Annotated in this window: 15 protein-coding genes and 1 pseudogene; 12 read left to right on the top strand and 4 right to left on the bottom strand. The window is 49.5% G+C overall.

The features are described from left to right. Positions 1-403: 403 nt before the first annotated feature. Entirely contained in the window at positions 404-559 is a 156-nt protein-coding gene (locus FVR03_RS24320; protein WP_187270075.1) for a hypothetical protein, read from the bottom strand. Here FVR03_RS24320 and FVR03_RS07190 point away from each other — a divergent pair. Further along, entirely contained in the window at positions 558-3,959 is a 3,402-nt protein-coding gene (locus FVR03_RS07190; RefSeq protein ID WP_187270074.1) for a glycosyl hydrolase, read from the top strand. The genes FVR03_RS24320 and FVR03_RS07190 overlap by 2 nt on opposite strands. A 484-nt stretch (positions 3,960-4,443) precedes the next feature. On the opposite strand, the gene FVR03_RS07185 is transcribed toward FVR03_RS07190, so the two are convergent. Beyond that, positions 4,444-5,943, bottom strand: coding sequence for a RagB/SusD family nutrient uptake outer membrane protein (locus tag FVR03_RS07185; protein ID WP_147921059.1), 1,500 nt, complete (start codon positions 5,941-5,943; stop codon positions 4,444-4,446). A gap of 123 nt (positions 5,944-6,066) precedes the next feature. Next, positions 6,067-9,237 (bottom strand): SusC/RagA family TonB-linked outer membrane protein, encoded by a 3,171-nt coding sequence (locus FVR03_RS07180; protein ID WP_255474109.1) that lies wholly within the window; start codon positions 9,235-9,237, stop codon positions 6,067-6,069. Positions 9,238-10,269: 1,032 nt separating this feature from the next. On the opposite strand from FVR03_RS07180, the gene FVR03_RS07175 reads away from it, so the two are divergent. The 11 genes and pseudogenes from FVR03_RS07175 to FVR03_RS07125 all read left to right on the top strand — a co-directional run bounded on the left by FVR03_RS07175 (position 10,270) and on the right by FVR03_RS07125 (position 23,486). Next, positions 10,270-11,034: a DeoR/GlpR family DNA-binding transcription regulator gene (locus tag FVR03_RS07175; protein WP_147921058.1), complete on the top strand. Its 765-nt coding sequence runs from the start codon at positions 10,270-10,272 to the stop codon at positions 11,032-11,034. After that, complete coding sequence (locus tag FVR03_RS07170; protein WP_147921057.1) at positions 11,034-12,455, top strand: L-fucose/L-arabinose isomerase family protein; 1,422 nt, start codon at positions 11,034-11,036, stop codon at positions 12,453-12,455. Before FVR03_RS07175 ends, FVR03_RS07170 begins: the two co-directional genes overlap by 1 nt. A 36-nt stretch (positions 12,456-12,491) precedes the next feature. After that, entirely contained in the window at positions 12,492-13,316 is an 825-nt protein-coding gene (locus FVR03_RS07165) for a transketolase (RefSeq protein ID WP_147921056.1), read from the top strand. A 51-nt stretch (positions 13,317-13,367) separates the two neighbouring features. Then, on the top strand, positions 13,368-14,336 hold the full coding sequence (locus tag FVR03_RS07160) for a transketolase family protein (protein WP_147921055.1): 969 nt from the start codon (positions 13,368-13,370) through the stop codon (positions 14,334-14,336). 552 nt (positions 14,337-14,888) lie between these two features. Beyond that, positions 14,889-15,836 (top strand): D-ribose ABC transporter substrate-binding protein, encoded by a 948-nt coding sequence (locus FVR03_RS07155; protein WP_147921054.1) that lies wholly within the window; start codon positions 14,889-14,891, stop codon positions 15,834-15,836. A gap of 7 nt (positions 15,837-15,843) precedes the next feature. Further along, the gene (locus FVR03_RS07150) at positions 15,844-16,488 is read left to right on the top strand and encodes a DUF2291 domain-containing protein (protein ID WP_147921053.1); all 645 of its coding nucleotides are present in this window, start codon (positions 15,844-15,846) and stop codon (positions 16,486-16,488) included. A gap of 157 nt (positions 16,489-16,645) precedes the next feature. After that, positions 16,646-18,151, top strand: coding sequence for a sugar ABC transporter ATP-binding protein (locus tag FVR03_RS07145; protein WP_147921052.1), 1,506 nt, complete (start codon positions 16,646-16,648; stop codon positions 18,149-18,151). A gap of 10 nt (positions 18,152-18,161) precedes the next feature. After that, the gene (locus FVR03_RS07140; protein WP_369410446.1) at positions 18,162-19,202 is read left to right on the top strand and encodes an ABC transporter permease subunit; all 1,041 of its coding nucleotides are present in this window, start codon (positions 18,162-18,164) and stop codon (positions 19,200-19,202) included. A gap of 117 nt (positions 19,203-19,319) precedes the next feature. Further along, complete coding sequence (locus tag FVR03_RS07135) at positions 19,320-20,831, top strand: FGGY family carbohydrate kinase (RefSeq protein ID WP_147921051.1); 1,512 nt, start codon at positions 19,320-19,322, stop codon at positions 20,829-20,831. 600 nt (positions 20,832-21,431) lie between these two features. Further along, positions 21,432-22,079: pseudogene (ribB, locus tag FVR03_RS07130) on the top strand (3,4-dihydroxy-2-butanone-4-phosphate synthase); the annotation flags it as partial. A gap of 138 nt (positions 22,080-22,217) precedes the next feature. Continuing rightward, entirely contained in the window at positions 22,218-23,486 is a 1,269-nt protein-coding gene (locus FVR03_RS07125; protein WP_147921049.1) for an alpha/beta hydrolase family protein, read from the top strand. A gap of 313 nt (positions 23,487-23,799) precedes the next feature. Here FVR03_RS07125 and FVR03_RS07120 read toward each other — a convergent pair whose 3' ends face one another. Continuing rightward, the gene (locus tag FVR03_RS07120) at positions 23,800-25,284 is read right to left on the bottom strand and encodes a pectate lyase (protein WP_187270073.1); all 1,485 of its coding nucleotides are present in this window, start codon (positions 25,282-25,284) and stop codon (positions 23,800-23,802) included. Positions 25,285-25,479: the final 195 nt, after the last annotated feature.

Genomic DNA, 25,479 nt, shown 5'->3' with positions numbered 1-25,479 from the left:
TGCTAAAGGCAAAGCACAACAATAAGCATGGCTACCGATTCTAACCCAGTTCTTGGGTTGAGCGCCTTTGCAGGTTTCCGGTGTCGCGGGAGCGGCAGCCCGCTTGCGGGCAGTAAAGATGCAGCAGCGTGATGCCCAAGAAAGAGGCCCCGCGGCCTTGAGCGCTCGGAGCCCTAGCAATGAAACATGAAAACCCAAAGGCATTGGATAAAACCGCCGCTAAGAATTTGGAAACCTGTTTCAAGGAGCCTTATTAAAGGTTATACACTCAAATTATTCTAATGAAAATACCCTTCGAAAAGGTTTTTGTTAAAATATTGCCAAGGGTCCGCTCATTATCCTTTAATTTCATGCACCAGAGCATATTTTGGTTTGAATTTCAAAATCAGTTTACATTAACTAATTAAATCTCATCCATCCTGATGATGAATCCGAAGTGGAATAGAAGAGAATTTTTAAAGAAAACAGGCGCAGCTGGTTTAGCGCTTTCTGCTACGGGCATACCATTGTCTGGTCTGCTGTCATCGTGCAGCAGGCAGGCGTCCGGCTGGTCGAGCATGGTTCCGGCAAGTGCCCTGAGTGCCGCCTTTCAGTCGCCACCGGCTGCGGCTAAACCCCGGGTACTCTGGTACTGGATGCATGCCAGCTCCTCAAAAGAAGGCATAACTGCCGACCTGGAAGCCATGAAAGAAGCTGGCATAGGCGGTGCCTACATAGTGGCGATCAAAGGCAAAACAGATCCGCCCCTTACGCCAAATCCGGTAGAACAGCTGTCGCCGGAATGGTGGCAAATGGTAAACCACGCCCTGAGCGAAGCAGGCCGACTGGACCTGGAGATGGCCATTCACGCCAGCGATGGCTTTGCGCTGGCAGGCGGCCCCTGGATTACACCGGCCCTGTCGATGCAAAAAGTAGTATGGTCCGAAACCCATACCCAAGGTGGCCGCCGTTTTACAGGCAAACTACCACAGCCGCCCACCAAAGAAAACTACTACCGCGATATAGCTGTGCTGGCCTATCCTACTCCGGACCAAGCGGATATATCTACACGAACAGTAGCACCTAAAGTTACTTCTAACAAACCAGATGCACCTGCTCCTCAGTTTTTGGTAAGAGAGGGCAACAAAGAGAACTTTTCGAGCAAGGAGTCCTGCTGGATTCAGTACGCGTTCGATACCCCCTTTACCTGCCGCTCTATCGTTATCCGCACCAATGGCAATAATTTTCAGGCGCAGCGACTGCTGCTAGAGGTTAGCGACGATGGCAAGACTTTCCGCTCGATTGGGAGACTGAAGCCACCACGCCACGGCTGGCAGGATACCGATGCCAACAACACGCACGTGATCGAGCCTACCACTGCCCGCTACTTCCGGTTTGTATACGACAAAGCTGGTTCTGAACCCGGAGCAGAAGATGTGGACTCAGCCAAATGGAGCCCGAACCTGAAAGTTGCCGGTATTGAGCTTTCCGGCACCCCACGCATTCATCAGTACGAAGGCAAAACAGGCGAAGTATGGCGGATCAGCCCCCGCACCACTGCCGCACAGGTGCCAGATGAACTTTGCGTGCCAGCTGATAAGATAATAAACATTACGAAACACCTGGATGCCAACGGCAACCTGAACTGGAATGCCCCGAAAGGCAAGTGGACCATTCTGCGGATGGGCCTCACCTCCACCGGCCACACCAACGCCACAGGTGGCGCAGGCACAGGCCTGGAGTGCGACAAGTTTAACCCCGAAGCCATAAACCTGCAGTTCGATGGCTGGTTTGGCGAAGCGATAAAGCAGGCCGGTCCGGAACTGACAGCCAAAGTACTGAAGCTTTTCTACATAGACAGCTGGGAGTGCGGCAGCCAGAACTGGTCGCCGGTTTTCAGGGAAGAGTTCCGCAAGCGCCGGGGCTACGACCTGATGCCTTACCTGCCGCTATACGCCGGTATTCCGGTACAGAGCGCCGATGTGTCGGAGCGTTTTCTGCATGATGTTCGCCAGACGATTGCTGAGCTGGTAAACGATATGTTTTATGGCACCCTCATGACCAGAGTGCGCGAACATGGCCTGAAGTTTACTGCCGAGTGCGTGTCTCCGACCATGACCAGCGACGGCATGCTGCATTACAGCACGGTAGATATACCGATGGGCGAATTCTGGTTCCGCAGCCCCACACACGACAAACCAAACGATGTGCTCGATGCCATCTCAGGCGCACACGTGTATGGTAAGCCAATTGTACAGGCCGAGTGTTTCACGCAGCTCCGTATGGCCTGGGACGAGCACCCGGCTTTATTTAAAACATTAGGCGACCGCAACTATGCTCTCGGATTTAACCGCTATGTGTACCACGTTTTCACACACAACCCCTGGCTCGACCGCAAACCCGGTATGACCCTGGACGGTGTGGGCATTCACTTCCAGCGTGACCAAACCTGGTGGAAACCGGGCCGCGCCTGGGTAACTTATGCACAACGTTGCCAGGCCCTGTTGCAACAAGGAAATTTTGTGGCTGATATTGCAGTGTTTACCGGCGAAGATATTCCCAGAAGGGCTGTGTTGCCAGACAGGTTAGTATCTACCCTACCCGGAATATTTGGGAAAGAATTGGTGCAGCAAGAGAAAGAACGCCTGGCCAGCACCGAAATACCTTTGCGCCAGATGCCCGATGGTGTTACCCACACCGCCAACATGGCCGATCCGGAGAATTGGGTAGACCCACTTCGCGGCTATGCCTACGACTCTATTAACCGCGACGCATTGCTGCGCCTCGCAAAAGTGGAGAATGGCCGCATCGTATTGCCAGGTGGTGCCAGCTATGCACTTTTGGTTATTCCGGGAGCGCGGCCTATGGCTCCGAACAGCGATACCATGTCGCCGGAGGTAGCAGAAAAGCTGCTGGAGTTTGTAAAAGCAGGCGCAACCGTACTGCTAACCGACCGCCCCGACCGCTCCCCCAGTCTTCACAATGCGCAGACAAACGATGCAAAATTGCAAAAACTAGTTTCAGAACTTTGGGGCTCAGGTCCAGCCGAAGCCAGCACTGCTGCCGGCGCCAGCGCATCCATTCAGAGCCTAGGAAAAGGCAAGCTGCTGAAAGGTCCTTACCAAGGTGCCTCATTTGATGCACTGGGCCTGGAACGTGATGTTGTCGCAACTGAAACAGGTAGCAACCAACGAGCCCTCGACATTGCCTGGACCCACCGCTCCTCCCCTGACTTCGATCTTTATTTTATCTCGAACCAGCAGGAAAAGCAGCGTACCCTGGAACTATCGTTGCGGGTGGCGGGCCGGGAGCCGGAGCTGTACGATGCCGTAACAGGCGAAGTACGCAGAGCTGCCAACTGGCGCATCGAAAACAACCGCACGGTGCTGCCGCTGCAACTGGAGGCCAACGGGTCAATATTTGTGGTGCTGCAACATAAGGTATCGGATAAAAAATCGGAAGAAGGCAACAATTGGATAGCTCCGCAGCCTTTGCAGACGCTGGAAGGTAGCTGGCAGGTACAATTCGATCCTGCTTTTGGCGGTCCGAAAGAACCAGTAGCCATGAGCCAGTTAGCTGACTGGAGCAAACAATCCAGCTTCGGTGTAAAGCATTACTCTGGTACTGCCATTTACTCCAAAACCTTCGAGAGCAAGGCACCCGCCGACAAAACCACACGCGTGTGGCTGGACCTGGGCAACGTGGCTAATATAGCCGAGGTAAAAGTAAACGGCACTCCCTGCGGCATCGCCTGGACCGCTCCATACCGGGTAGAGATAACAGAAGCCATAAAAGCAGGTAAGAACGAATTGGAGATAGAAGTTACAAACACCTGGGCAAACCGCCTGATTGGCGACCATGGTTTGCCCGAGAACGAACGCCTCACCTGGACCCTTGCTCCTTACCGCCTGGAAGGTAAACCACTGCTCGAAGCAGGATTGCTTGGCCCGGTTACCCTCCAAACCGCAAAGGCTCTGTAAATCATTTTCGATACGAAAGTAAAGGCTCCCGTTCAGTTGCATACGCAGCTAAACAGGAGCCTTTTTGCTATTTTGGTCTATACCCTACCCTTGGCACTTTTCTCTGCAAAAGCCTTCGGAAGGGCATTTTCATTAGAATAATTGCTGGTTGTTGGTTGCTGAATTGTTAATTTGATATTATTTTTTCTGTCATCCTCACAGGATCTTGTGGGCAAGAAGCACATATATAAAAAGCTGAGATTATCCTGTAAATCCTGATTCAGACAAAAATCTAACATCTATAATCCAGTATCTAACATCTAAAAATGCCTACGGAAGGCCTTTTTCATTAGAATAAATTGATTTTGATAGCTGTAAACCTCGCAGCGCCTTCAGACCTGAGAGTGTTTTGTTTGGGAAAAGTTTTTTATAAGCTTGTCTGCTTCACCTTAGACACTCACAGGTCTGGAGGACGCTGTGAGGTCTTGGAGTGAGACTGTAAAACTTACTGCAGGTTCGGATTTACCAGCACCTCTGTAAATGGCACCGGGAACAGTAGTTTATTGGCAGTAACGTTATAGGAGCCAGGCAGCAGGTTCGGATATTTTCCACTTGCTTTTAAAGCGGCTCCATAGGCTGTCATTACCTCCAGAGCTTTGTCGGTGCGTACCAGGTCGAGCCAGCGTTTATTCTCGAATGCCAGCTCTACCCTTCTCTCCTGCATAATGGCTGTCCGCAGCGCCTCCTGCCCTGTAACGGTTACCGGCGACACGCCTGCCCCAAATGCCCGATCGCGGACCTGGTTCAGGTATGGGAGCGCTTCTACTCCTTTGCCTTGTTCGTTCAGTGCCTCCGCCAGCAGCAACAACACCTCCGAATAGCGATAAACAGGCCAGTTTTCGTTGGTGTTCGGGTTGGAGCCATTTGGCTGCGGGAGTGGCAAATGCAGGTACTTCTTCACATAAGGCTGTGCTACAAAGTTTCCGTCGGCTGCAATATAGCCTTCGGCAATAGAGGCGGCCTTTCGGGTATCCCCTGGTTCGTAAGCGGCTATCAGGTTATCGGTCGGGATGTTCCAGCCACCCGTGTTTTGGTTGTTAAACACGAAGCCAACGATAGGCGTTAAGTTCGCAAGGTTTGGCATAAACACATAGGCAAAGTTGCTTTGCAAGCCTAAGTTGCCTTGCAGGTACTGCACCTCAAACACCGACTCCACATTATTTTTATTGGCAGGATCGAAAAAAGCGGCATAGTCGGTGAGTAAAGAGTATTTGCCTGAGGTCACCACTTCTTTCAGGACTGTTTCGGCCTGGGCCCATTGCTTCTGCACCACATACACATTGCCTAACAGGGTTTTGGCTGCGCCTGAAGTGGCACGTCCTCTTTCCTGTTGATCTTTTGCCGGTAACAGGGCAGCTGCATCAGTGGCATCTTTTATAATCTGGGCATATACTTCTGCCTTAGGGGTGCGGGTGCGGGTGGAGTGCACGTTCAGTATCTCGTCGGCGGCTCCGAAAGTAGGCTCCAGCAGCAGCGGCACATCTCCAAAATACTGCACCAGGTCGAAATAGGCTAAGGCTCTTAGAAACAGCACCTGCCCTTTCAGGTTTCCCTTTACGTTATCGGCAAATGTGGCAGCATCTATGCGCGAAAGCACCTGGTTAGCATATGAGATAATGCGGTAGTTGCCCATCCATTTTTCCTGCACCGGTGCCGCCGTCGGGTTATCCATAAAATCGGCTATTTCTTCGCGCACCAGGTTCCCGCGGTTTGAGTTGTTAAAAATATAATGCGTGTTATCAGATCGCATTTCGCCCATAATGTAGGCACCGCCATACACAATACGGAGCGGTGCATAGGTAGCATTTACCGCCTGCGTAAAGTCTGCCTCTGTCTGGAAATAATTGTTGGAGCTAATAAAATTTTCGGGCGATACTTCCAGGAAGTCTTCTTTACAAGCCCCCAGGGAGAGCAGCAACCCTATTGTTATGATCTTTAGTTTCATCTTTTTTGAATTTTAACTTTCCGGCCAATTCCCTACTAATTCGCAACAACGGCAGCATGGCCTGGGGCAGAAGTGGGCACCGGAAAAGATTTTACATGTTTTTAGCTATTGCAGCATCTGAGGCTAGAAACCTACATTCAGGCCCAGGGTAAAGGTTCTTGGCACCGGGTAAGCGCCCAGGTCCAGGCCTTGTGCCAATGGGTTTTCCCCACCGGAGTTTACCTCCGGGTTAGAGCCTTCGTAGCGGGTAATTACCAGGGCTTGCTGTATGCTGCCATACACGCGCAGGCTACGCACATGCTTAATCAGGTTCTGCGGCAGGTTGTAACCTAGCGAAATGTTCTTCACCGTCAGAAAACTGCCATCTGTTACCCATAGGGAGTTAGCATTTCTGAAAAGACCTGTAGTACCTGCCAGTACACGCGGATGCACGCCATCTCCTGGGTCCTGCTCAGACTTCCAGCGGTTAGCTACGGCCTTTGTCACGTTAAACACGCCATCCAGATTATTGATGTACTCCAAGGAGGTGTTCATGATGTCGTTGCCATAAGAGCCGGAAGCAACAATAGACAAGTCGAAGTTCTTCCAGCCAAAGGTGTTGGTCATGCCAAAGATGAAGTCGGGGTTCGGGTTGCCGATAATGGTTCTGTCATCCACTGTAATCACACCATCGCCGTCAACATCTCTCATTTTTACAGCACCTACGGTAGAGGTCTGGAATTTAGGCGAGTTGTCGAAATCAGCCTGGTTCATGTACACGCCATCTGCCACGTAGCCCCAGAGCATACCGATTGGCTGCCCCACCATGGTAATGTTGCGGTTGGTACCTCCACCCAACGCCGCATTGGCTGTACCCAGTTGCATAACTTTGTTGCGGTTAAAGGAGATATTGAAATCAGTGGTCCACTTAAAAGTGCCTACTGTGTTGCGCGAGGTAAGGGTGAACTCATGCCCCCAGAATTTGAACTCGCCTATGTTGGCATAAAAGTTCGGGAAGCCTGTATGTACAGGCACCGGCACCTGAAACAATAGGCCATCCGTATTTTTGGTGTAGTAGTCGTAGCCCAAGAACAGGCGGTCGTTTAACAAGCCCAGGTCGAAGCCTATATCGAATTGGACGGTTCGCTCCCAACCTAACGTAGTATTTCCAAGTGACACTACATTGTTACCTGGTGCCAGCGTGTTATTAAATACATAGTTATTTGAAGCGCCACTGTTAATTGAGTTTACTTGGGCAAAGCTTGGGTAATTACCGATGTTGTTGTTGCCTGTTATGCCGTAGCTGGTGCGTAGTTTCAGGAACGAAACAGCTCCTATGCCCTGCATAAAGTTTTCGTCAGACACCACCCAGCCGGCAGAAACAGAAGGGAAATTACCCCATTTGTTGTCGGTTCCAAATCGGGAAGAACCATCGCGGCGCACAGAGGCGGTGAACAAGTATTTGCCTTTGTAGTTGTAGGTAAGGCGGGCCAGGTACGATAATAGCGTCCACTCTTCTACGGCACTGGTAGGTGCAAAGGTGGTGGCGGCACTCAGGGTGCGCACCCGGTCGTTGGCAAAGTTGGTAGCTACCACATTACTGATATCGTTCCTGAATTTCTGACCTGTGTAACCTACCAGTCCTTCAAAGAAATGATCGCCAACCTCTTTCTGGTAAGTGGCTGTGTTTTCTGATAACCAGGTATAGAACTGGTTGTTATTCAGGGTGAGATCGCCTGAAGCACGCGGCAGCGCCTGGTTTACGTTACCGGAAGTAGAAGGCACAAAGTTTTTGAAAAACGTCTGCCCCAGTTCGCCGTTCAACGATGTTTTCAGCACAAGGCCTTTTGCCACTTCATACTCCAGAAAAGCATTCGACAAAAGGCGGTTAACGCGATTGGTCCCATCGGCCTCAAGTGCTACCCGGTACCAGTTCGGCACATTAAGCATGCCCGGTGTCATGGCGGTAATGGGCAGACTGCCATCAGGGTTCACGGCCGGTGCCAGCGGAGAGGCTAGTAGGGCGCTGGTCAGCATGCCGCCCGTGTTAGTGAATGGTCCGCCATCGGTTGGCCGGCCGCTGGTATTAGAAATGCTTGGTGCAATGTTTACACCCACTCGCACCTTGTCGTTGAAACGGTACTCCGAATTAAGCCTGGCTGAAAAACGCTTGAAGCCTGTGTTCAGGATAACGCCTTGCTGGTCGAAATAACCTAACACAGCCGAAGTACTGAATTTCTCGCCACCTGCATTAAAGGTTACACTGTGGTTTTGTATGGGAGCAGTTCGGGTCAGCAAACCATACCAGTCGGTGCCTTCGCCGTACTGGCTGGGGTTCTGGTAAATTTCCGGCACCGTGCGGTTATTCTCGGTGTACACATCCTGCATAAACTGGGCAAATTCGCGGGCATTCATCACCTCCGGTACTCCCCTGGATGGTATGGCCTGCACCCCGTAAAACGAGTTAACACCTACCGATGTCTGACCTGACTTAGCGCGTTTGGTCGTTACAATTACAACGCCGTTGCTGGCCCTGGAGCCATACATGGAGGTAGAGGCAGCATCTTTCAATACACTTATCGTCTCTATCTCATCCGGGTTCAGGGTGCTGATGTCGCCACTGATCGGGAAACCATCTACCACGTAGAGCGGCTGGTTGCCTGCCGTTGCGGAAGCTTGTCCTCGTACCCGCACGCTCATGCCTTCGCCGGGGCGGCCGGTTGTTTGCAGGATCTGCACACCCGCTAACCGGCCCTGTAGCTTCTGCGCTACCTGCGGCACCGGCATATCGGCGAACTCCTGGGCTTTAACTGTCTGCACGGCTCCGGTTATATTACGCTGGCTTTGCGTGCCGTAGCCTACTACCACTACTTCATCGAGTGCCTTAGCGTCTGGTGCCAGCGAAATATTGATGGAAGCACGGTTGTTAATGTCTATTTCCTGCGTCTGGTAGCCTACAAACGAAACCACCAGTGTTCCTTTACCTCCTGGCGCAGCAAGGCTATAATTGCCATCTATGTCTGTTGAGGTGCCGGTAATTGTACTTTTAAGCATCACGGTAACGCCTGGCAAACCTGATCCGTTCTCGTCCAGCACACGCCCCGACACAGTTACTCCCTGTTGCGCCTCAGGCATCGTATACCCTATGTTAAGTGCATTTCCGGTAGTTGTACCTGTCTTTGAAACAGAGTTAAAAAGCAGGCTCTCCTGCGAGGTAGCGGCAAAACCGGCGGTAGAACTAAAGCCGGTATGCGCTGAACCAAGCAGCAAGCAAGGGAAAAGCAGATTTTTTAAATAGTACATCTTTTTGTTCATGGCATATACATTATAATGAGCGTAAAGGATAATGTTATGTGATAGCAGCAGAATAAATAAGCCCCCGGTTCTGTCAGGTTTAAGTGGCATTTAAAACAGGTGGCCGCAGGTAAAGTCAGTTAGTCAGGAAAGTAGATTTTGTAACATATATCAGAAATTATTACAGTATCAGTTTTCAATTATCCTAATAAAAATGGCCTTCCAAAGGAATCCGGCTTAAATTCCGCCAAGGGTCTACTTGTCTTTTTTATGGCAAACGGTTTCTTCCCACTTCACCTTTTTTCCCAAATCTTTTGCAGAGCCCATACTAACAACAACTTATAGACTTTTATCAAACTAATGTTAGTTATTGTTTTTAAATAAAAAACAGCGCTTGCTGCTAGTGCTCTAAGTGAAGCGGGCAAGTCTTTATAGCTCCTGCCGGAAGTGGTATAGCTTCAGGTAAAATAAGTTAACCCTGAACTGCTGTTTGTGCAGCAGAAAAACTTATTGGCTATGTGCATTTCAATTATTCAAATGAAAATGTTCTCCCAAAGATTTTTCCGCTATTTTTTGCTTAGGCTTTATTAGCAACCCCTATCACGTAAACCGCTTATGAGTTACCGGCTCCTCTTATTTCAGCTGCAATCAGTTTAATTATTCCTAAAGATTACAGATCAATTTTAAATGTATGCTACCAGGCTACAATTGCCGATGCTGTTGCTGCTCCCCGCTAAAAGAAGGTAATAGTTGCGGGGCACTTGTGAGTAAATACAAGTTATACTACTTGTTTAAGATATTTAATACAAGTATAGCAAAAATAAAAGAAAACAAAAGAAAAAATACCGGAAATTATTTTCTCTAAAGCATTGTTCATCTATCAGATATACTTTATACCTACTCATATTAAAGAACAAAACGAAGAAAATAAAAAATAAAACAAAGTATTCGGATTATTTTATAAATTACGCCTTCCGAACCGAAACTATGCAGTAGAACGCTTTTATGATTAAATTTAGCGGAAACTATGTAGTACTATAAACATACGAAGCTATGATGGCTAATCAGCGAAGGGAAAAAATTCTGGAATTATTAAAAGAAGACGGTTCGGCTAAGGTAATTGATCTGGCAAAACTCTTTAAAGTTACAGAAGTGACCATACGCCAGGATCTGGAGAAATTAGATAAAGACGGGCTGTTAGTGCGGGAGCATGGCGGGGCATTCCTGAAGAACGTGGAGGACCAGGTAAGGGAGGTCGCGCTCGCCAACAAAGAGAACATGGACAAGAAAGAGCTGATCGCCCAAAAATGCCTGGAATACATAGAGAGCGGCGACACTATAATATTAGACTCTGGCTCTACCACCACCGAAATCGCCAAAAAACTAAGAGGCTTTAAAAACCTGACCGTAATTACCAACGCCCTGAACATAGCCCTGATGCTGGGAGCAGAACCAGGCATAGAAGTGATTATGACAGGCGGGGAATTTAAGCCCCCTACCCTTTCGCTGACAGGCCAGAAAGCAGCCGATTTCTTTAAGGGCATTAACGTGCAGAAGCTGTTTCTGGCAACGGCCGGCCTTTCGCTAAAGTCGGGTCTCACCTACCCCAGCATCAGCGACATTGTAGTTAAAAAAGCCATGATAGATGCTGCCGAAACAACCTATCTGGTAGCCGACTCGACTAAAATCGGCAAAAGTGCCTTTGCCAGCCTGGGTGCCCTCTCGCTTATCGATTATATTATTACCGATGCAGGTATTGCCGATAAGCACCAGAAGGTTTTTCATGACAACGAAATTGAATTAATAATAGCAAGCTAATGCAAAACGTAAAACAGCAACTCACTTTAGGAGTTATAATTGGCAACCGAAATTTCTTCCCCGATTCTCTGGTAGCAGATGCCCGCATTGAGATTTTAAGTGTACTGGAAGACCAGAACATACGCCCGGTACTGCTCGACCCGGAAGATACCAAACTGGGCGGTGTGGAAACGTTTCAGGATGCCATGAAGTGTGCTGAACTTTTTAAAAAGCATAGAGATGAAATTGTGGGTGTGCTGGTGCTGTTGCCAAACTTCGGCGACGAAAGAGGCGTGGCCGAAACGCTTAAATTAGCCAAGCTGGATGTACCCGTACTGGTACAGGCCTACCCCGATGACCTGGAGAAGCTGGACGTAGCCCGCAGAAGAGACTCCTGGTGCGGCAAAATATCGGTTTGCAACAACCTTTACCAATACGGCATTAAATACACCACTACCACCAAACACGTGGTGCACCCCTCCGACCCAAGCTTTATAGCCGACCTGAACGACTTTATGGCAGTTTGCCGTGTAGTAAGAGGCTTGCGTAATGTAAGAATCGGGGCAGTAGGCGCCAGACCAGGAGGTTTTAACACCGTACGCTACAGCGAAAAAATATTGCAGCGAAATGGCATATCCGTTACAACTGTAGACCTTTCAGAAATCCTGGGTAATGCTGAAAGACTTACGAAAGACGATTCGGCAGTACTCGATCGCCTGGAAAAAATTAAAGCCTACACCCCCACTGGCCTTACCCCGGAAGATGTATTGATCCAGATTGCCAAGCTCGATGTGGTGCTGAACCAGTTCATGGAAGTAAACGCCCTCGATGCCACCGCCATACAATGCTGGACCTCGATTCAGCAAAACTACGGCTGCAACGTGTGCACCAGCATGAGCATGATGAGCGAGAACATGCTGCCAAGCGCTTGCGAAGTAGATGTAACCGGCACCCTGAGCATGTATGCCATGCAACTGGCTTCCGGCTCGCCAAGCGCCCTCGTAGACTGGAACAACAACTACGCCAGCGACGAAGAGAAATGCGTGCTGTTCCATTGCGGCAACTGGGCCAAATCTTTTCTGCCAGACATTAAAATGAGCACGGCTCCTATTCTGGGCACTACTGTAGGCGAAGAGAACACCTTCGGTGCCCTCGATGGCCGCACTCCTGCCATGCCGCTTACCTATGGCCGCATCAGCACCGACGACCCCAAAGGCATTATAAAAGTGTACATCGGCGAAGGCGAACTGACAGACGATGCCCTGAACACCTTCGGCAACAGAGCTGTAGCCAAAATAAATAACCTGCAGGGGCTCATGCAGTACGTTTGCAAAAACGGCTTTGAGCACCACGTGGTCATGAATGCCTCCAAAACAGCCGGTATTCTAAAAGAAGCCCTTGGCAACTACATGGGCTGGGAAGTTTACCACCACGAAGGATAAGAAGCCAGCAGGTTTAACCTCTAAAATTTGAAGCAAATGACAGCGCTAGAGCTACAGCAAAAATCCGTCTTATACCGGAAAAACATACTCAAGTATATTTATGGTGCCAAAGCAGGCCATACCGGCGGGAGCCTCTCCTGTATCGACATCCTGAATGTTCTGTACAATTACACTTTAAATGTAAGTCCGGAGAATTTTACTTCGCCGGACCGCGACCGGTACATCCAGAGCAAAGGCCACACTGTGGAGGCACTGTTTGTGGTACTCGCCGATAAAGGCTTTTTCCCGGAGTCGGACCTGGAGACGCTGTGCCAGTACAAGTCGCACTACATTGGGCACCCTACCCGCAAAGTAAATGGCGTGGAGCAGAACACAGGGGCGTTGGGCCACGGTTTGCCGCTGAGCGTAGGCACTGCACTGGCTGCTAAAATGGATGAACGCGATTACCGTGTGTTTACGCTGCTCGGCGATGGCGAACTGCCCGAAGGCTCTAACTGGGAAGCGGCGCTTACTGCCTCACATTACAAGCTCGACAACCTCTGCGCCATTATAGACCATAACAAACTGCAGATAACTGCTTCTACCAAAGAAGTGTGTGATACCAACCCCATCGACGATAAATTCGAGAGTTTTGGCTGGGCTGTGCGCCATGTAGATGGCCACGACGTTGCCGCTCTGAAAGAAGCCTTTGATGCCATGCCTTTTGAACCGAACAAGCCAAGTCTCATAATTGCGCATACCATAAAAGGCAAAGGTGTGAGCTACATGGAAAACGTGCTGAAGTGGCACCACGGTGTGCCAAGCGAGGCGCAATACCACGAAGCCATAGAAGAACTCGATGCTGTTATGGCGACTCTTTAAGCAAGCGAGATTTAATTAAAAGTAATTTTTCATCACAAAATCAGATAAACTGTGGGTGCTATCATAGAAAAGGAAATAGAAACCGGCAAAGCAAACCTCGAAGTATTTTCGAGTACCCTTCAGGAACTGGCTGCGACCGACAGAGACATTATAGCCGTTACCAGCGACTCGCGCGGGTCCGGAAAGCTTGTGCCGTTCGGGCAGAAATTCCCGAAGCAGATCGTGGAAATAGGCATTGCCGAACAAAACCTGGTAGGTGTGGCGGCAGGCCTGGCTTCGGCCGGCAAAAAAGTGTTTGCCGTTTCACCGGCTTGTTTTTTAACGGCACGCGCACTGGAGCAGATCAAGAACGATGTCGCTTATTCCGACAACCCCGTAAAGCTTATTGGTATTAGCGCCGGCGTTAGCTACGGAGCCCTGGGCACCACCCACCACAGCCTCCACGATTATGCCGTACTCCGCGCCATCAACAACATTACCATTGTAGCCCCTGCCGATAACTTCGAGACCGAGCAAGCCATTGCACAGGCCGCTGCCTTGGAACAGCCCTTTTACATCCGGTTCGGAAAAAAACAAATGCCTCTGCTTCAGCCCGACAGCGAAAGCACGTTTGAGTTCGGCAAAGGACGCGTTGTAAGAGAAGGCGACGACCTTACGTTTGTGGCAACCGGCGAAACCGTGTACCCTGCCTTACAGGCTGCTGCTAAACTAGAGAAAGAGCAGGGCATTAGTGCCACCGTCATCAGCATGCACACCATTAAACCACTCGACACGGGGCTACTCGAAAAAGTTGCCGCAGCTGGTAAGCCGATCATAACTGTTGAGGAGCACAGTGTGTACGGGGGTCTGGGCGAGGCCTGCGCTTCTTTCCTGTTCCAAAGCGGCCACCGCAATGCTTTCAAAATTATGGGTATTCCGGATGAGTACACCGTTACCGGCTCCCAGAACGACATCTTCAACCATTACGGTTTATCGGAAAGTGGCTTAGCAGAAGCGGCTCTTACCCTCCTGAACCCTTGACAATTTTACAGGCTTTTGCCTTTGGAAGGGCGTTTTCATTGGAATAATTTGATTTGGTTGTTGATTACTGACTGTTAATTGCTTAATGGTTTAATTGTTAAATGGTTGTTTGGGATATGCTTTAAATGGGTATCTGAAAGAATGATTTTTACCCTTAATTGCCTTACCCCAAAAAGCCTCTGGAAGGGCAAAATCATTAGAATAATTTAAGCAAATTGGAATTTGCTAATGCAGTCAATGAGAGAACAGCAACTATGCGAACTTAAACTTTTTGCCCCTGGCCCACATAAACCTACAGAATTAAAATCAGGAAGGAAGCAGAAGAATAATTATTCATGCCTACAGTCACCGCACAACCTGCATGAGAATACTTCACAAACCTTCATTATTTAAAAATAAAATCTTTATTTATATGTAAATATTTGAAAGCTTCTTTTTTATGCTTTATTTTAAACAAATGTTAGTTCAAAGCCACTAACACAATACCCTTACTTGTTGAAGATAAAAAAGAGGGCAAAAATCACGAGGAGCCAAAAAACCAGAAATTTCGCTATGGCAAGATACTTAACTAAAATACCGGTGTTGCTCCTACTGTTCGGAGTGCTGCTGCTGGCAGGCTGCTCCGGCAAAGCCGATGCAGACGAGCCCAAAAAAGTGGCCGTTATTATTTCAACACTCAACAACCCCTGGTTTGTGGTACTCGGCGAAAGCGCGGCAGCCCAGGCAAGAGAACTAGGCTACGAAGCCAAAATCTTCGATTCGCAGAACAACACGGCACTAGAGGCAGACCATTTCGAAAACGCCATTGCCTCCGGTTACGATGCCATTCTTTTTAACCCCACCGATGCCGACGGTTCCGTCTCGAATGTGATGAAGGCCAAAGCTGCCGACGTACCCGTATTTTGCATGGACCGTGAAGTAAACTCCACCGAAGCCGCCACCTCCCAAATTCTCTCCGACAGCTACTCCGGTTGCGTGGCTATGGGCAAATACTTTGTGCAGAAAATGAACAAAAAAGGCAAGTATGTAGAAATCCTGGGCCTGGTTGGCGACAACAATACCTGGAGCCGCTCCAAAGGTTTCCATAGCGTGGTCGACAATTACCCAGACCTGAAAATGGTGGCTCAGCAAAGCGCAGATTTCGACAGGAACAAAGCCATGGAGGTGCTGGAGTCGGTGCTGCAGGCTCACCCCGACATTGATGCTGTGTTTTGCGGAAACGATGCCATGGCCATGGGCGCGTACCAGGCGGTAGTGGCAGCAGGCATAGCCGACAGGGTACAGGTGTTCGGGTTTGATGGTGCCGACGATGTAATTAAATCTATAAACGATGGTAAAATAGCGGCTACCGGTATGCAATACCCGGTGGTAATGGCGCAGACGGCCGCGACCTATGCCGATGAGTATTTTAAAGGCAAACGCGATTTTCCACAGAAAATGCCGGTGGCCGTGGAGCTCGTGAAACAGGACAACGTGAAAGATTACCTGGCTACAAAATAAAAAGAAGATGAAGAAGAGCATTAAATACGGCATTATGCTGCTGGTAGCGCTGGTGCTGGCCTATAACTCCGTCTACTTCAAAAGCCTGAGCGAAGTAAAAGCATCCCCGGCATCAGATCAGTTCGATGCCGCTACCTATGCCAATAAATTCTGGAACACCAAACTCACGCCCGGCTTAAACCAGGCAGTAGAAATAAACGCCCTTATCTCGCTGCTAAAAGCCGACAAAGCAGCGGCTTTCACCAGCCACTCCCACGCGCTCGGCATCGGAAATATCCGGTACTTTCTGGTTAAAGGAGAAGGTGAAATAACAGCGGTAGGCGAAAATACAGTAACAGTTGTGGCAACGTCAGAAGAGGGGCAGCAACCCGTTAAAATTGAAACCGAGTTTGTGTATGGCAATGCCGTACGAGACGCGCAGGGCCTGATCGACTTAACCGACTTTACCAGCACAATGCACCTGAACAGTGTGTCGGAAGAGCTAAACAAAAAAATCAGAACGGAGGTGGTGCCGCCTTTCAAAGCTAATGCTAAGAAAGGGCAGCAGGTGCAGTTTGTGGGCGCGATCGAACTGAACCAGGAGCACCTTCGCCTCGACGAGATAGAGGTGATGCCGGTTTCGCTGGAACTGGTGGGCGCTTCGCCAAATTAGAAATTATCCGGCTGGCTCAGTCGTCCCGCTCATGCCAATTCTGCCGGGATTTCTCAAGCTTCTTTCTGAAATAGAAAACAGACATTTCATGCTTACAGAACTTCCAGCTTCAAAAAAATCCTGTGTCTTATGTCTTATTAAAAAACCAACCTACATTGTGCTAGTTGCAGAAAACATAACGAAACGCTTTTCCGGTGTGGTGGCACTGGACCAAGTGAACATGGAGCTTCATTTCGGAAAAGTAACCGCAATTATAGGCGAGAACGGTGCCGGTAAGTCTACGCTCATGAAAATACTTTCTGGCGTTTACCCCGATTACGAAGGCCGCATCGTGTACAAAGGCAACACCGTCAGCTTCTCCAATCCACGCGAGGCGCAGGAGTCTGGCATTGCTATCATTCACCAGGAGCTTAACCTGATCCCTTATCTCAGCATTACCGAAAATATTTTTCTGGGCCGCGAACTGGAGACAGCCTGGGGCACCCTCGATGCTAAAGCCATGCGCCATCAAACCGAAAAGCTGCTCCGCAAACTAAAGCTCGATGTAGCACCCGACACGCTGGTACATGAGCTGAAGGTGGGGCAACAGCAGGTAGTAGAAATTGCCAAAGCCCTGCTCCTCGACTCCGAAGTTATTATTATGGACGAACCGACTTCCGCCATCAGTGAGAGTGAAGTGGAAGTGCTGTTTGAGATCATTAACGACCTGCGACGCGAAAACAAAGCCATTGTCTACATTTCGCATAAGCTGGACGAACTCTTTAAAATTGCCGACCGCTACATTGTGCTCCGCGATGGCAAAACCATAGAGTCGGGCGACATGGCCGGCATGACCCACGACCGGATTATTCAGAAAATGGTGGGCCGTGGCATTACCCTCATGCGCAAAACCCCTTGCTGCAAGCAGAAGCAGGAGGTGCTGAAAGTAGAGGATCTCTGCCTGAAACACCCCACCAGACCACAGGAGAACCTGCTCAAGAATGTATCGTTTAGCCTGGGCCGAGGCGAGATTGTGGGTATTTTTGGGTTGATGGGCGCTGGTAGAACAGAACTGCTGGAAACTATTTTTGGGCTACACGGCAAGCAAATAAGCGGCCGCATGTGTGTGGAGCAGCAGGAAGTGCACTTTAAATCGCCGGCCTACGCCATTAAATCCGGGATAGCGCTGGTGCCCGAAGACCGCAAAAAAGATGGCCTGGTGCTGGGGCTGGATGTAAAAACAAACATCTGCCTGACCACGCTCGAGAGCATGGAAGACATGGGCATGCTCAACGACAGCAAAGAATGCAACCTGGCCGACAAGTACATTGAGGAACTTCGCATTAAAACCTCGTCTAGTGCACAGGCTGCCAAGAACCTGAGCGGCGGTAACCAACAGAAAATCGTGATTGCCAAATGGCTCGCTACCAAACCCAAGGTGCTGCTCCTCGATGAACCTACCCGCGGTATCGACATTAACGCCAAAAACGAAATCTATAAACTAATACAAGCCCTGGCCGATGCCGGTTTAGGCATTATTGTGGTATCGTCGGAGCTGCCCGAAATACTGGCCCTCTCCGATCGCATACTGGTGATGGCAGAAGGTTGCCTGACAGCCGAATTGCCTGTAGATGAAGCCACCGAAGACAGCATCCTGAAAGCGGCTATTCCAAAAACTATTTAACAAAGCCCTTATGAGCCCAGAAGTATATATGGAAGAGAAGAAGGAGAAAAAAGGTACTTCCTCTACAAAAGCCCCGGCAGGCGCAACCCAGTACAAGCAACACCTGGTCAAGTTTCAGTCGCTGATCGCACTGTTTATGCTGTGCCTGGTTATCGGGCTGCTGTCAGATAAGTTTTTTACTGTAGCCAACGGCTGGAACGTAATGCGGCAGATCTCCGTGAACATCTGCATTTCGGTGGGCATGACGCTGGTCGTACTCACGGCTGGCATCGATTTGTCGGTGGGCTCTATTCTGGCACTTTGCGGTGCTATTACAGCGGGTCTGCTCAAATTTGGACTGGAGATTCCGGCACTTGATATGTTTATCGGGTTTACTGTTTTGGGAGCCATACTGGCAGGCATGCTCACGGGTACTGCCCTGGGCGCTTTTAACGGCTGGACGATCACCAAATTTAAAGTTCCTCCCTTTGTAGCTACACTGGCTATGCTCACGATTGCGCGCGGCCTCACCATGCTCTGGACCGAAGGCTTCCCGATCTCCAACCTCGGCGAAACCTTCTCGTACCTCGGCACCGGCTGGTTTTTAGGTATTCCGCTTCCTGTCTGGATCTCTGGTATTATTGTGCTGGCAGCTGTTATCGTTACAAAAAAAACAAGGCTGGGTCGCTACATCTACGCCATTGGCGGTAATGAAAGTGCCGCCCGACTCTCTGGCATCAACATAAACCGAATTAAAATAATTGTTTACTCTATTGCAGGTGGCCTGGCTGCCATTGGCGGCTTAATTGTTACTTCCCGACTCGATTCAGCGCAACCAAACGCCGGTATGAGCTACGAGCTGGATGCCATTGCAGCGGTGGTAATTGGTGGCACTTCGCTTTCGGGTGGCAGAGGCACGATTATGGGTACGGTACTCGGTGCTATTATTATCGGGGTGCTGAACAACGGCCTGGTATTGCTCGATGTGTCGCCGTTCTGGCAGCAGGTAGTAAAAGGCTTTGTCATACTCCTGGCAGTTATTATTGATAAAGCAAATTCAAAAGGAGAATAAAAACAGGACGCAAGTATCAGGACTATTCTGATGATAAATACCTGTATGGCAATCCATAACATGTGTGTCTGCTTTCTAACATAATTCTTTTAAATTCCGTCCTCTCACAGAATCATTATGAATAAGAAATATATCCTGGCTGTAGACCAGGGCACCAGTAGCACCAAAACCATTATTTTCGACGAAGCAGGAACAGCTGTAGCCAGAGCATCGGAGCCATTGGCATCTAAGTATAAAGGTGCCTTTGTGGAGCAGGACCCGCAGGAGATTTACCGCAACGTGCTAGCCTCTGTGGAGAAGTGCCTGCAGGACTTTACAGCATCCGGCGGTGAGTTGAGCAGCATACAAGCCTGCGGCATATCGAACCAGCGCGAAACCTTTGTGGTGTGGGATGAGGCTGGGAAACCTCTTTACAATGCGGTGGTGTGGCAGTGCAAGCGCTCGGTTGCTGTTTGCGAGCGGCTAAAGGAAGAGCAACTGGAACCACTGATTAAAGCCAAAACCGGCCTCCTTATAGATCCCTATTTTTCAGGTTCCAAGCTGATCTGGCTTTACGAAAACGAAGCAAACGTACGAGAAGCCGTAGACACTGGCAAAGCCTATTTCGGGACAATAGACACCTGGCTGCTCTACAAACTTACCAACGGCCAAAGCTACTTCACCGACTATACCAATGCCTCGCGCACGCTGTTTTTTAATTTAGCGGAGCTGAAGTGGGACCAGGAACTGCTAGAGGTTTTCAACCTGTCGCACCTGAACCTGCCGGAGCCAAAGCCATCGTCGTATCTTTTTGCTGCATCAGATTTTAACGGGCTGTTTCCGCAACCGATTCAGATTACGAGCATGATCGGCGATTCGCATGCAGCTGCTTTTGGCGAAGGTTGCTTTTCACCGGGTACGGCAAAAGCTACTATGGGTACAGGTTCTTCTATTATTATGAACATCGGCGAAAAAGCGCAGGGCTCCGAAACAGGCATGGTCACGACTATTTGCTGGAGTACCGAAGAGCGTGTAGATTATGCCCTGGAAGGTGTGATCGTAACTTGTGGTGCCACCATTGAATGGCTAAAAAATGAAATCGGCCTGATATCCGACAGCAAAGAAACAGAAGCTATGGCGCGTGCCGTAGCCGACAATAATGGCGTTTACCTGGTGCCTGCCTTCAGCGGATTGGGAGCCCCGCACTGGGACATGAGCCGCAAAGCTTCTATAACCGGCCTTACCTTTGGCTGTAACAAAAACCATCTTGTACGGGCGGCACTGGAGTCGATTCCGTACCAGATAAAAGATGTGATTACGGCGATGGAGCAGGACACTGGCATCGCGCTGCAGGAGCTGAATGTAAACGGTGGCCTCACCTCCAACAAGTTCGTGCTGCAGTTCCTCTCCGACCTCCTCGAAAAACCGGTAGCCGTACAACGCATGCCCGATATCTCTGCCCTGGGTGCTGCCTACCTGGCAGGCCTGAAAGCAGGCGTTTATAAAGACATCGATCACTTGAAAACCCTGAACCAGGACAAAGTGGTAACACGCCCTGGTGAGCAGACAGAGCAGGTGAAAAGTGATTATGAAGGCTGGCAAGTAGCGGTAGGCAGTTCTGTACCTGTTAAAGCGGAGTTGTCTGTTTAAGTTGTCGGTGTAGCCCTTAATTACCCTTGGCCTTCCGGAGGTAAAATTACCTTTGGAAGGCCATTTTCATTAGAATAATTGCTGCTGTTTGTTAAACCAGAATCGCTACTATCCTCTTCTGATTTTCGTTAAGCCTTATCTCCTATCAACTTTGTCATCCTGGAAAGATCTTGTGGGCGAGATCCGAAAGCAATCGCGAATGGTAGTGTTTAGTCTAAGTTCCCATAGCTCCTTTTGCTGCTCTGACAGCGGTGTGAAGCTGTTGCATTGCCTGTTTACTTGTTCTTTTTGTCTTGATTCAAAAAGAACAAGTAAAATCAAGACGATTTTGAACTCGCTGAACGCTCTTTTTCGAGGGCCCCTTCCTTCACAAAAAATCGTCAATGGGTGCACCTGGCAGATGTGTTACCTTCGTAGCCGCCTGCCGCAATACATTTTCAGAAATTAGCTACTGCGGAAATGATTAGGATATAGACCTGCTCCTCCAACAGCACCTCTACACTACAAAATTGTGGCAGGATGCTGATTTTGTTTTACATTTACAATTGTGCGCCAGCTAGCGGTGCAAGCGTAAATTTGTATGACATAAAATCCTATAAAATGGGTCAGGATAAACCAGAGACTGGACAAATTGTATTGAACACCATTGAAGAAGCCATAGCCGACATCCGTGACGGCAAAATAGTAATTGTAGTAGACGACGAAGATCGTGAGAATGAAGGCGACATGATTTGCGCCTCGGAGTGCATTACGCCATCGCTCGTAAATTTTATGGCCAGAGAAGGCCGTGGTTTAATATGTGTTTCGCTAACGGAAGAGCGTTGCCAGAAGCTGGAACTGCCGATGATGGTCGAAAACAACACTTCCTCGCACGAAACAGCCTTTACCATTTCCGTTGACCTCATTGGTCATGGCTGTACCACCGGCATTTCCGCTTCAGATCGCTCCAAAACGATTAAAGCGTTAATCGACCCAAACACAAAGCCCGAAGAACTCGGTTCGCCAGGCCATATTTTTCCGCTCAAAAGCCGGAATGGCGGTGTGTTGGCTCGTCCCGGACATACGGAGGCTACCGTAGATTTTGCTCGTCTGGCAGGTTTCAAACCTTCTGGTGTGCTGGTAGAAGTACTCAGCCAGGATGGCTCCATGGCCCGCCTGCCGGAACTCCGCCAAATTGCAGACAAGCTGAACCTAAAACTAGTAAGCATCAAAGACCTGATCGACTACCGGAAAAAACATGAGGGGCTGGCGTAGTACCTGACCTCACAGTGTCTTCCAGACCTGTGAATGTCTGGGGTTGCATAGAAAAATGGAGCACTGCGCAATCGAAACACTCACAGGTCTGGAAGACGCTATGAGGTTTGTACCATCCACAAATCTTTTCTAATGCCATACAAAAAGCTTCTCCTTTTGCTGTTAGCGGTACTCGCCTTACTGCCTGCATCTGCTCAGAACTTCGATGAGGAGAAGGTGCAGCCTTACGCTTTACCCGATCCATTGGTGTTTGAGGATGGCACCAAGGTAAAAAACACGAGGCAATGGAAGAAAAAGCGACGCGCTGAAATACTTGAACTTTTTGAACAAGAGATGTATGGTCGCTCCCCCGGCAAGCCAGAACACATGACATTTCAGGTTTTTGAGCAGGATGCGCAAGCACTTAACGGCAAGGCAACCCGTAAACAAATTACAGTTTACTTCACCGGCAGACAAGATGGTCCGAAAATGGATATCCTGCTATACCTACCCAACCAGGTGAAGGGAAAAGTGCCGGTTTTTCTGGGCCTCAACTTCCAGGGAAACCATGCGGTGCACACCGATACGGCCATAAAGCTATCGCCAAACTGGGTGTGGGGTGGCGGTGCCGGTGTAGTGAACAACATATCTACCGAAAAATCGAGAGGAGCTACGGCCAGCCGCTGGCCTATTGAACTGATTTTGGAACGAGGTTACGGTGTAGCCACAGTTTTTGCCAATGACATAGATCCTGACAAACACGATAATTTTCAGAATGGTGTGCACGCGCTGTACCCGGAGCTGCAAAATCGGGGCGATAATTTCAGCACCATGTCGGCCTGGGCCTGGGGCCTGAGCCGTACCCTCGATTACCTGGAAACAGACCGGCAGGTAGATGGGAAAAAGGTGATGCTCTTCGGCTTCTCCAGAATGGGTAAAGCTGCTTTGTGGGCGGGAGCCCGCGACGAGCGTTTTGCCATGGTCATCAGCAACGAATCTGGTGGCGGCGGTGCGGCCTTGTCTAAAAGAAAATATGGCGAAGATGTGGAGCGGCTGACTCGGGGCAACCCGCATTGGTTTGCTGCCAATTTTAAGAAGTACAACAAAAACGAAGAGGCTCTTCCCTTCGACCAGCACATGGTAATGGCTCTTATAGCGCCTCGCCCACTTTATATTGCCAGTGCCGAGGAAGACAGAGGAGCAGACCCTTACGGGGAATTTCTGGCAGCAAAAGCCGCTGATCCGGTGTACCGTTTTCTAGGCACAGAAGGCTTGCCTGCAGCAGATTTCCCGCCACTCAATCAGTCTGTTCAGGGCCGCATCGGTTACCACATCCGCACCGGCAAACACGATGTAACAGAGTTCGACTGGATGCAGTACCTGAATTTTGCCGACAAGCATTTTGGAGTCCGTAAACGTTGATCGTTTCGTTAAGTCTTATTTTGTTGATTGAGTGAGTAAGCTATTTGAGTTAGTATCATTCATGCTGCACCACCGAGTAATATTTCTACCGCAAGTTTAGGCGCAGCCGTAACTTGTGGAAATAATAGTGGAAGTTTTCAACTTGCGAGGACCATGAGGAGAAATAGACTCAAATTGTTTTTCAATCAAATTATTCTAAAGAAATTGCCCTTCCAAAGGAAATTAAAGGCAAAAAGGCCAAGGGTACACAACCCTTGGCCTTTTTGTATCTGCTTCTTTACGAAATCATTACTGTTTTAGTCACAATACCTCACTAGCGTTTGGCTTTTTGCTTCGTTGGTACGGTTCCATTTAGGTACTCTTCCAGGTTGGTGTAGCCATTGCCGTTCAGGTCGCCGTTTCTGTCGGAGGGGTCGTTGGGGTTGAGGCCGTACTTGCGTTCCCACTCATCGGGCATACCGTCTTTGTCGGTATCTATGGGTGCTGTAGCTGCTTTGTAAGTCGGGTAACCTCCTACTTGTGCGGGAGAGTCGATTATGCCGGCTTTGCCGTGCGCTCCTGTTCCGCTGGCTGTGCTCTTGCGGGTTTCTTCTACCACGCGCTTATCTACGGCATCGCGCACAGGTAATGTAGCACCGGCTTCTGCCAGCACAGCTTTGTAAGCATTGGCAGCAGACTGCTCCGGCAATGCCGCACTTATCGGAAATGGCTTAGCTGATTTAGTCTGCGCTCTGCTGTTTTCCGGCACTCTTTCCATATCAACAGCCTTCCAGTTATCTTTAGTCATGGCGGCGTTTCCGTCCATAATGTTACCGGCTACATACCATTCTCCCACTCCTTTTGCCTTGGCGGGTGTGTAATAAGCCTGCACAAATCTCAGGGTTTCGGGAGTAGCTGGTCCGGGCTTATAGAAGTTGTTTACGATGTTAATCTGCGACTTGCCTCCGGGTATTTCTACCTCACCTCCATAGGCGCCATTCTGGTTTCCCCAATTGTAGACCACATTGTTGCGGTAATCGACAACAGCCAGCGTATCGTGTGCCCTGGCTCCGTTAAACCGGATGGTGCGGCTGTAGAGGTGGGCAATCAGGTTATGGTGAAAAGAGGCATTTTGGCCGCCCCACACACCGCCATACGAGCGTAAACCTTTATGATGGCCTGCGTCGTGCAGGCCTTCGCTTACGATAGACCATTGTACCGTCGTGTTTTTGGTATCGTACATAGCAGCGACTTCTTCATTGGCCCAGCTGAAGGAGCAGTGGTCGATGATTACGTTCTGGCAATTTTCCATATTGAAGCCGTACAGCACGTCTTTGCCGGCTCCATGGCCGGGGCGCGAACGCAGGTGCCGGATTATAATGTTGCCATGGTTGCCGCCCTGGCTTTTGGCTCTGGCACCATTTATCGAAAAAGAATGGCCTTTCAGTATAGTGCCGTCGCCGGGGGCAGTCTGGCCGGCTACGGTAATGTTGGAGCGCTTTACGCGTATTTCAGATTGCAGTTCAATTACACCTCCTACCTTAAACACAATGGTAATAGGCTCGCCCGGAAATTCGTTAAAAGCCTGCCGGAAACTGCCAGGCCCGTCGTCGTTCAGGTTCGTTACTTCTACTACCTGGCCTCCTCTGCCTCCGGTGGCATACTTGCCGAAGCCTTCAGCTCCCGGAAATGCAAGTTGCTGGGCGCTAGCTGCGTGAATGGTAAAGGCTGCGATTCCGGCCAGAAGGTAGTTTTTCAGATTAATAACTTTCATGTTTATTGTTTCGGAGTTCGGGCTGAGTTTTTTGATTCGAACCATGTAGTTCTTCATTAGGGTAAGTTCAGGTAAAATATCTGAAAGTGATGAGTAACCCTAAGCCGTTTTTTAGTAAAATAGCTTTGGAAGGCCATTTTCGTCTGAATAATTTCAAGTTCGCCTAGTAGTACATAAGTTCGGTTTTCACTTCGGGCTAAAAAATAATCAGGTCCTCTTCCGGTATATTGGAGTCGAACC

The sequence above is a fragment of the Pontibacter qinzhouensis genome, assembly GCF_008017455.1.
Taxonomy (GTDB): domain Bacteria; phylum Bacteroidota; class Bacteroidia; order Cytophagales; family Hymenobacteraceae; genus Pontibacter; species Pontibacter qinzhouensis.
This window is presented reverse-complemented; position numbering and strand designations above follow the sequence as displayed.

Coding starts and splice junctions, on each gene's coding strand:
- FVR03_RS24320 (WP_187270075.1), bottom strand. CDS start 559: ATGCTCGACCAGCCGGACGCCTGCCTGCTGCACGATGACAGCAGACCA.
- FVR03_RS07180 (WP_255474109.1), bottom strand. CDS start 9,237: ATGAACAAAAAGATGTACTATTTAAAAAATCTGCTTTTCCCTTGCTTG.
- FVR03_RS07190 (WP_187270074.1), top strand. CDS start 558: ATGGTTCCGGCAAGTGCCCTGAGTGCCGCCTTTCAGTCGCCACCGGCT.
- FVR03_RS07170 (WP_147921057.1), top strand. CDS start 11,034: ATGCAAAACGTAAAACAGCAACTCACTTTAGGAGTTATAATTGGCAAC.
- FVR03_RS07155 (WP_147921054.1), top strand. CDS start 14,889: ATGGCAAGATACTTAACTAAAATACCGGTGTTGCTCCTACTGTTCGGA.
- FVR03_RS07150 (WP_147921053.1), top strand. CDS start 15,844: ATGAAGAAGAGCATTAAATACGGCATTATGCTGCTGGTAGCGCTGGTG.
- FVR03_RS07135 (WP_147921051.1), top strand. CDS start 19,320: ATGAATAAGAAATATATCCTGGCTGTAGACCAGGGCACCAGTAGCACC.
- FVR03_RS07120 (WP_187270073.1), bottom strand. CDS start 25,284: ATGGTTCGAATCAAAAAACTCAGCCCGAACTCCGAAACAATAAACATG.
- FVR03_RS07125 (WP_147921049.1), top strand. CDS start 22,218: ATGCCATACAAAAAGCTTCTCCTTTTGCTGTTAGCGGTACTCGCCTTA.
- FVR03_RS07175 (WP_147921058.1), top strand. CDS start 10,270: ATGATGGCTAATCAGCGAAGGGAAAAAATTCTGGAATTATTAAAAGAA.
- FVR03_RS07140 (WP_369410446.1), top strand. CDS start 18,162: ATGAGCCCAGAAGTATATATGGAAGAGAAGAAGGAGAAAAAAGGTACT.
- FVR03_RS07185 (WP_147921059.1), bottom strand. CDS start 5,943: ATGAAACTAAAGATCATAACAATAGGGTTGCTGCTCTCCCTGGGGGCT.
- FVR03_RS07165 (WP_147921056.1), top strand. CDS start 12,492: ATGACAGCGCTAGAGCTACAGCAAAAATCCGTCTTATACCGGAAAAAC.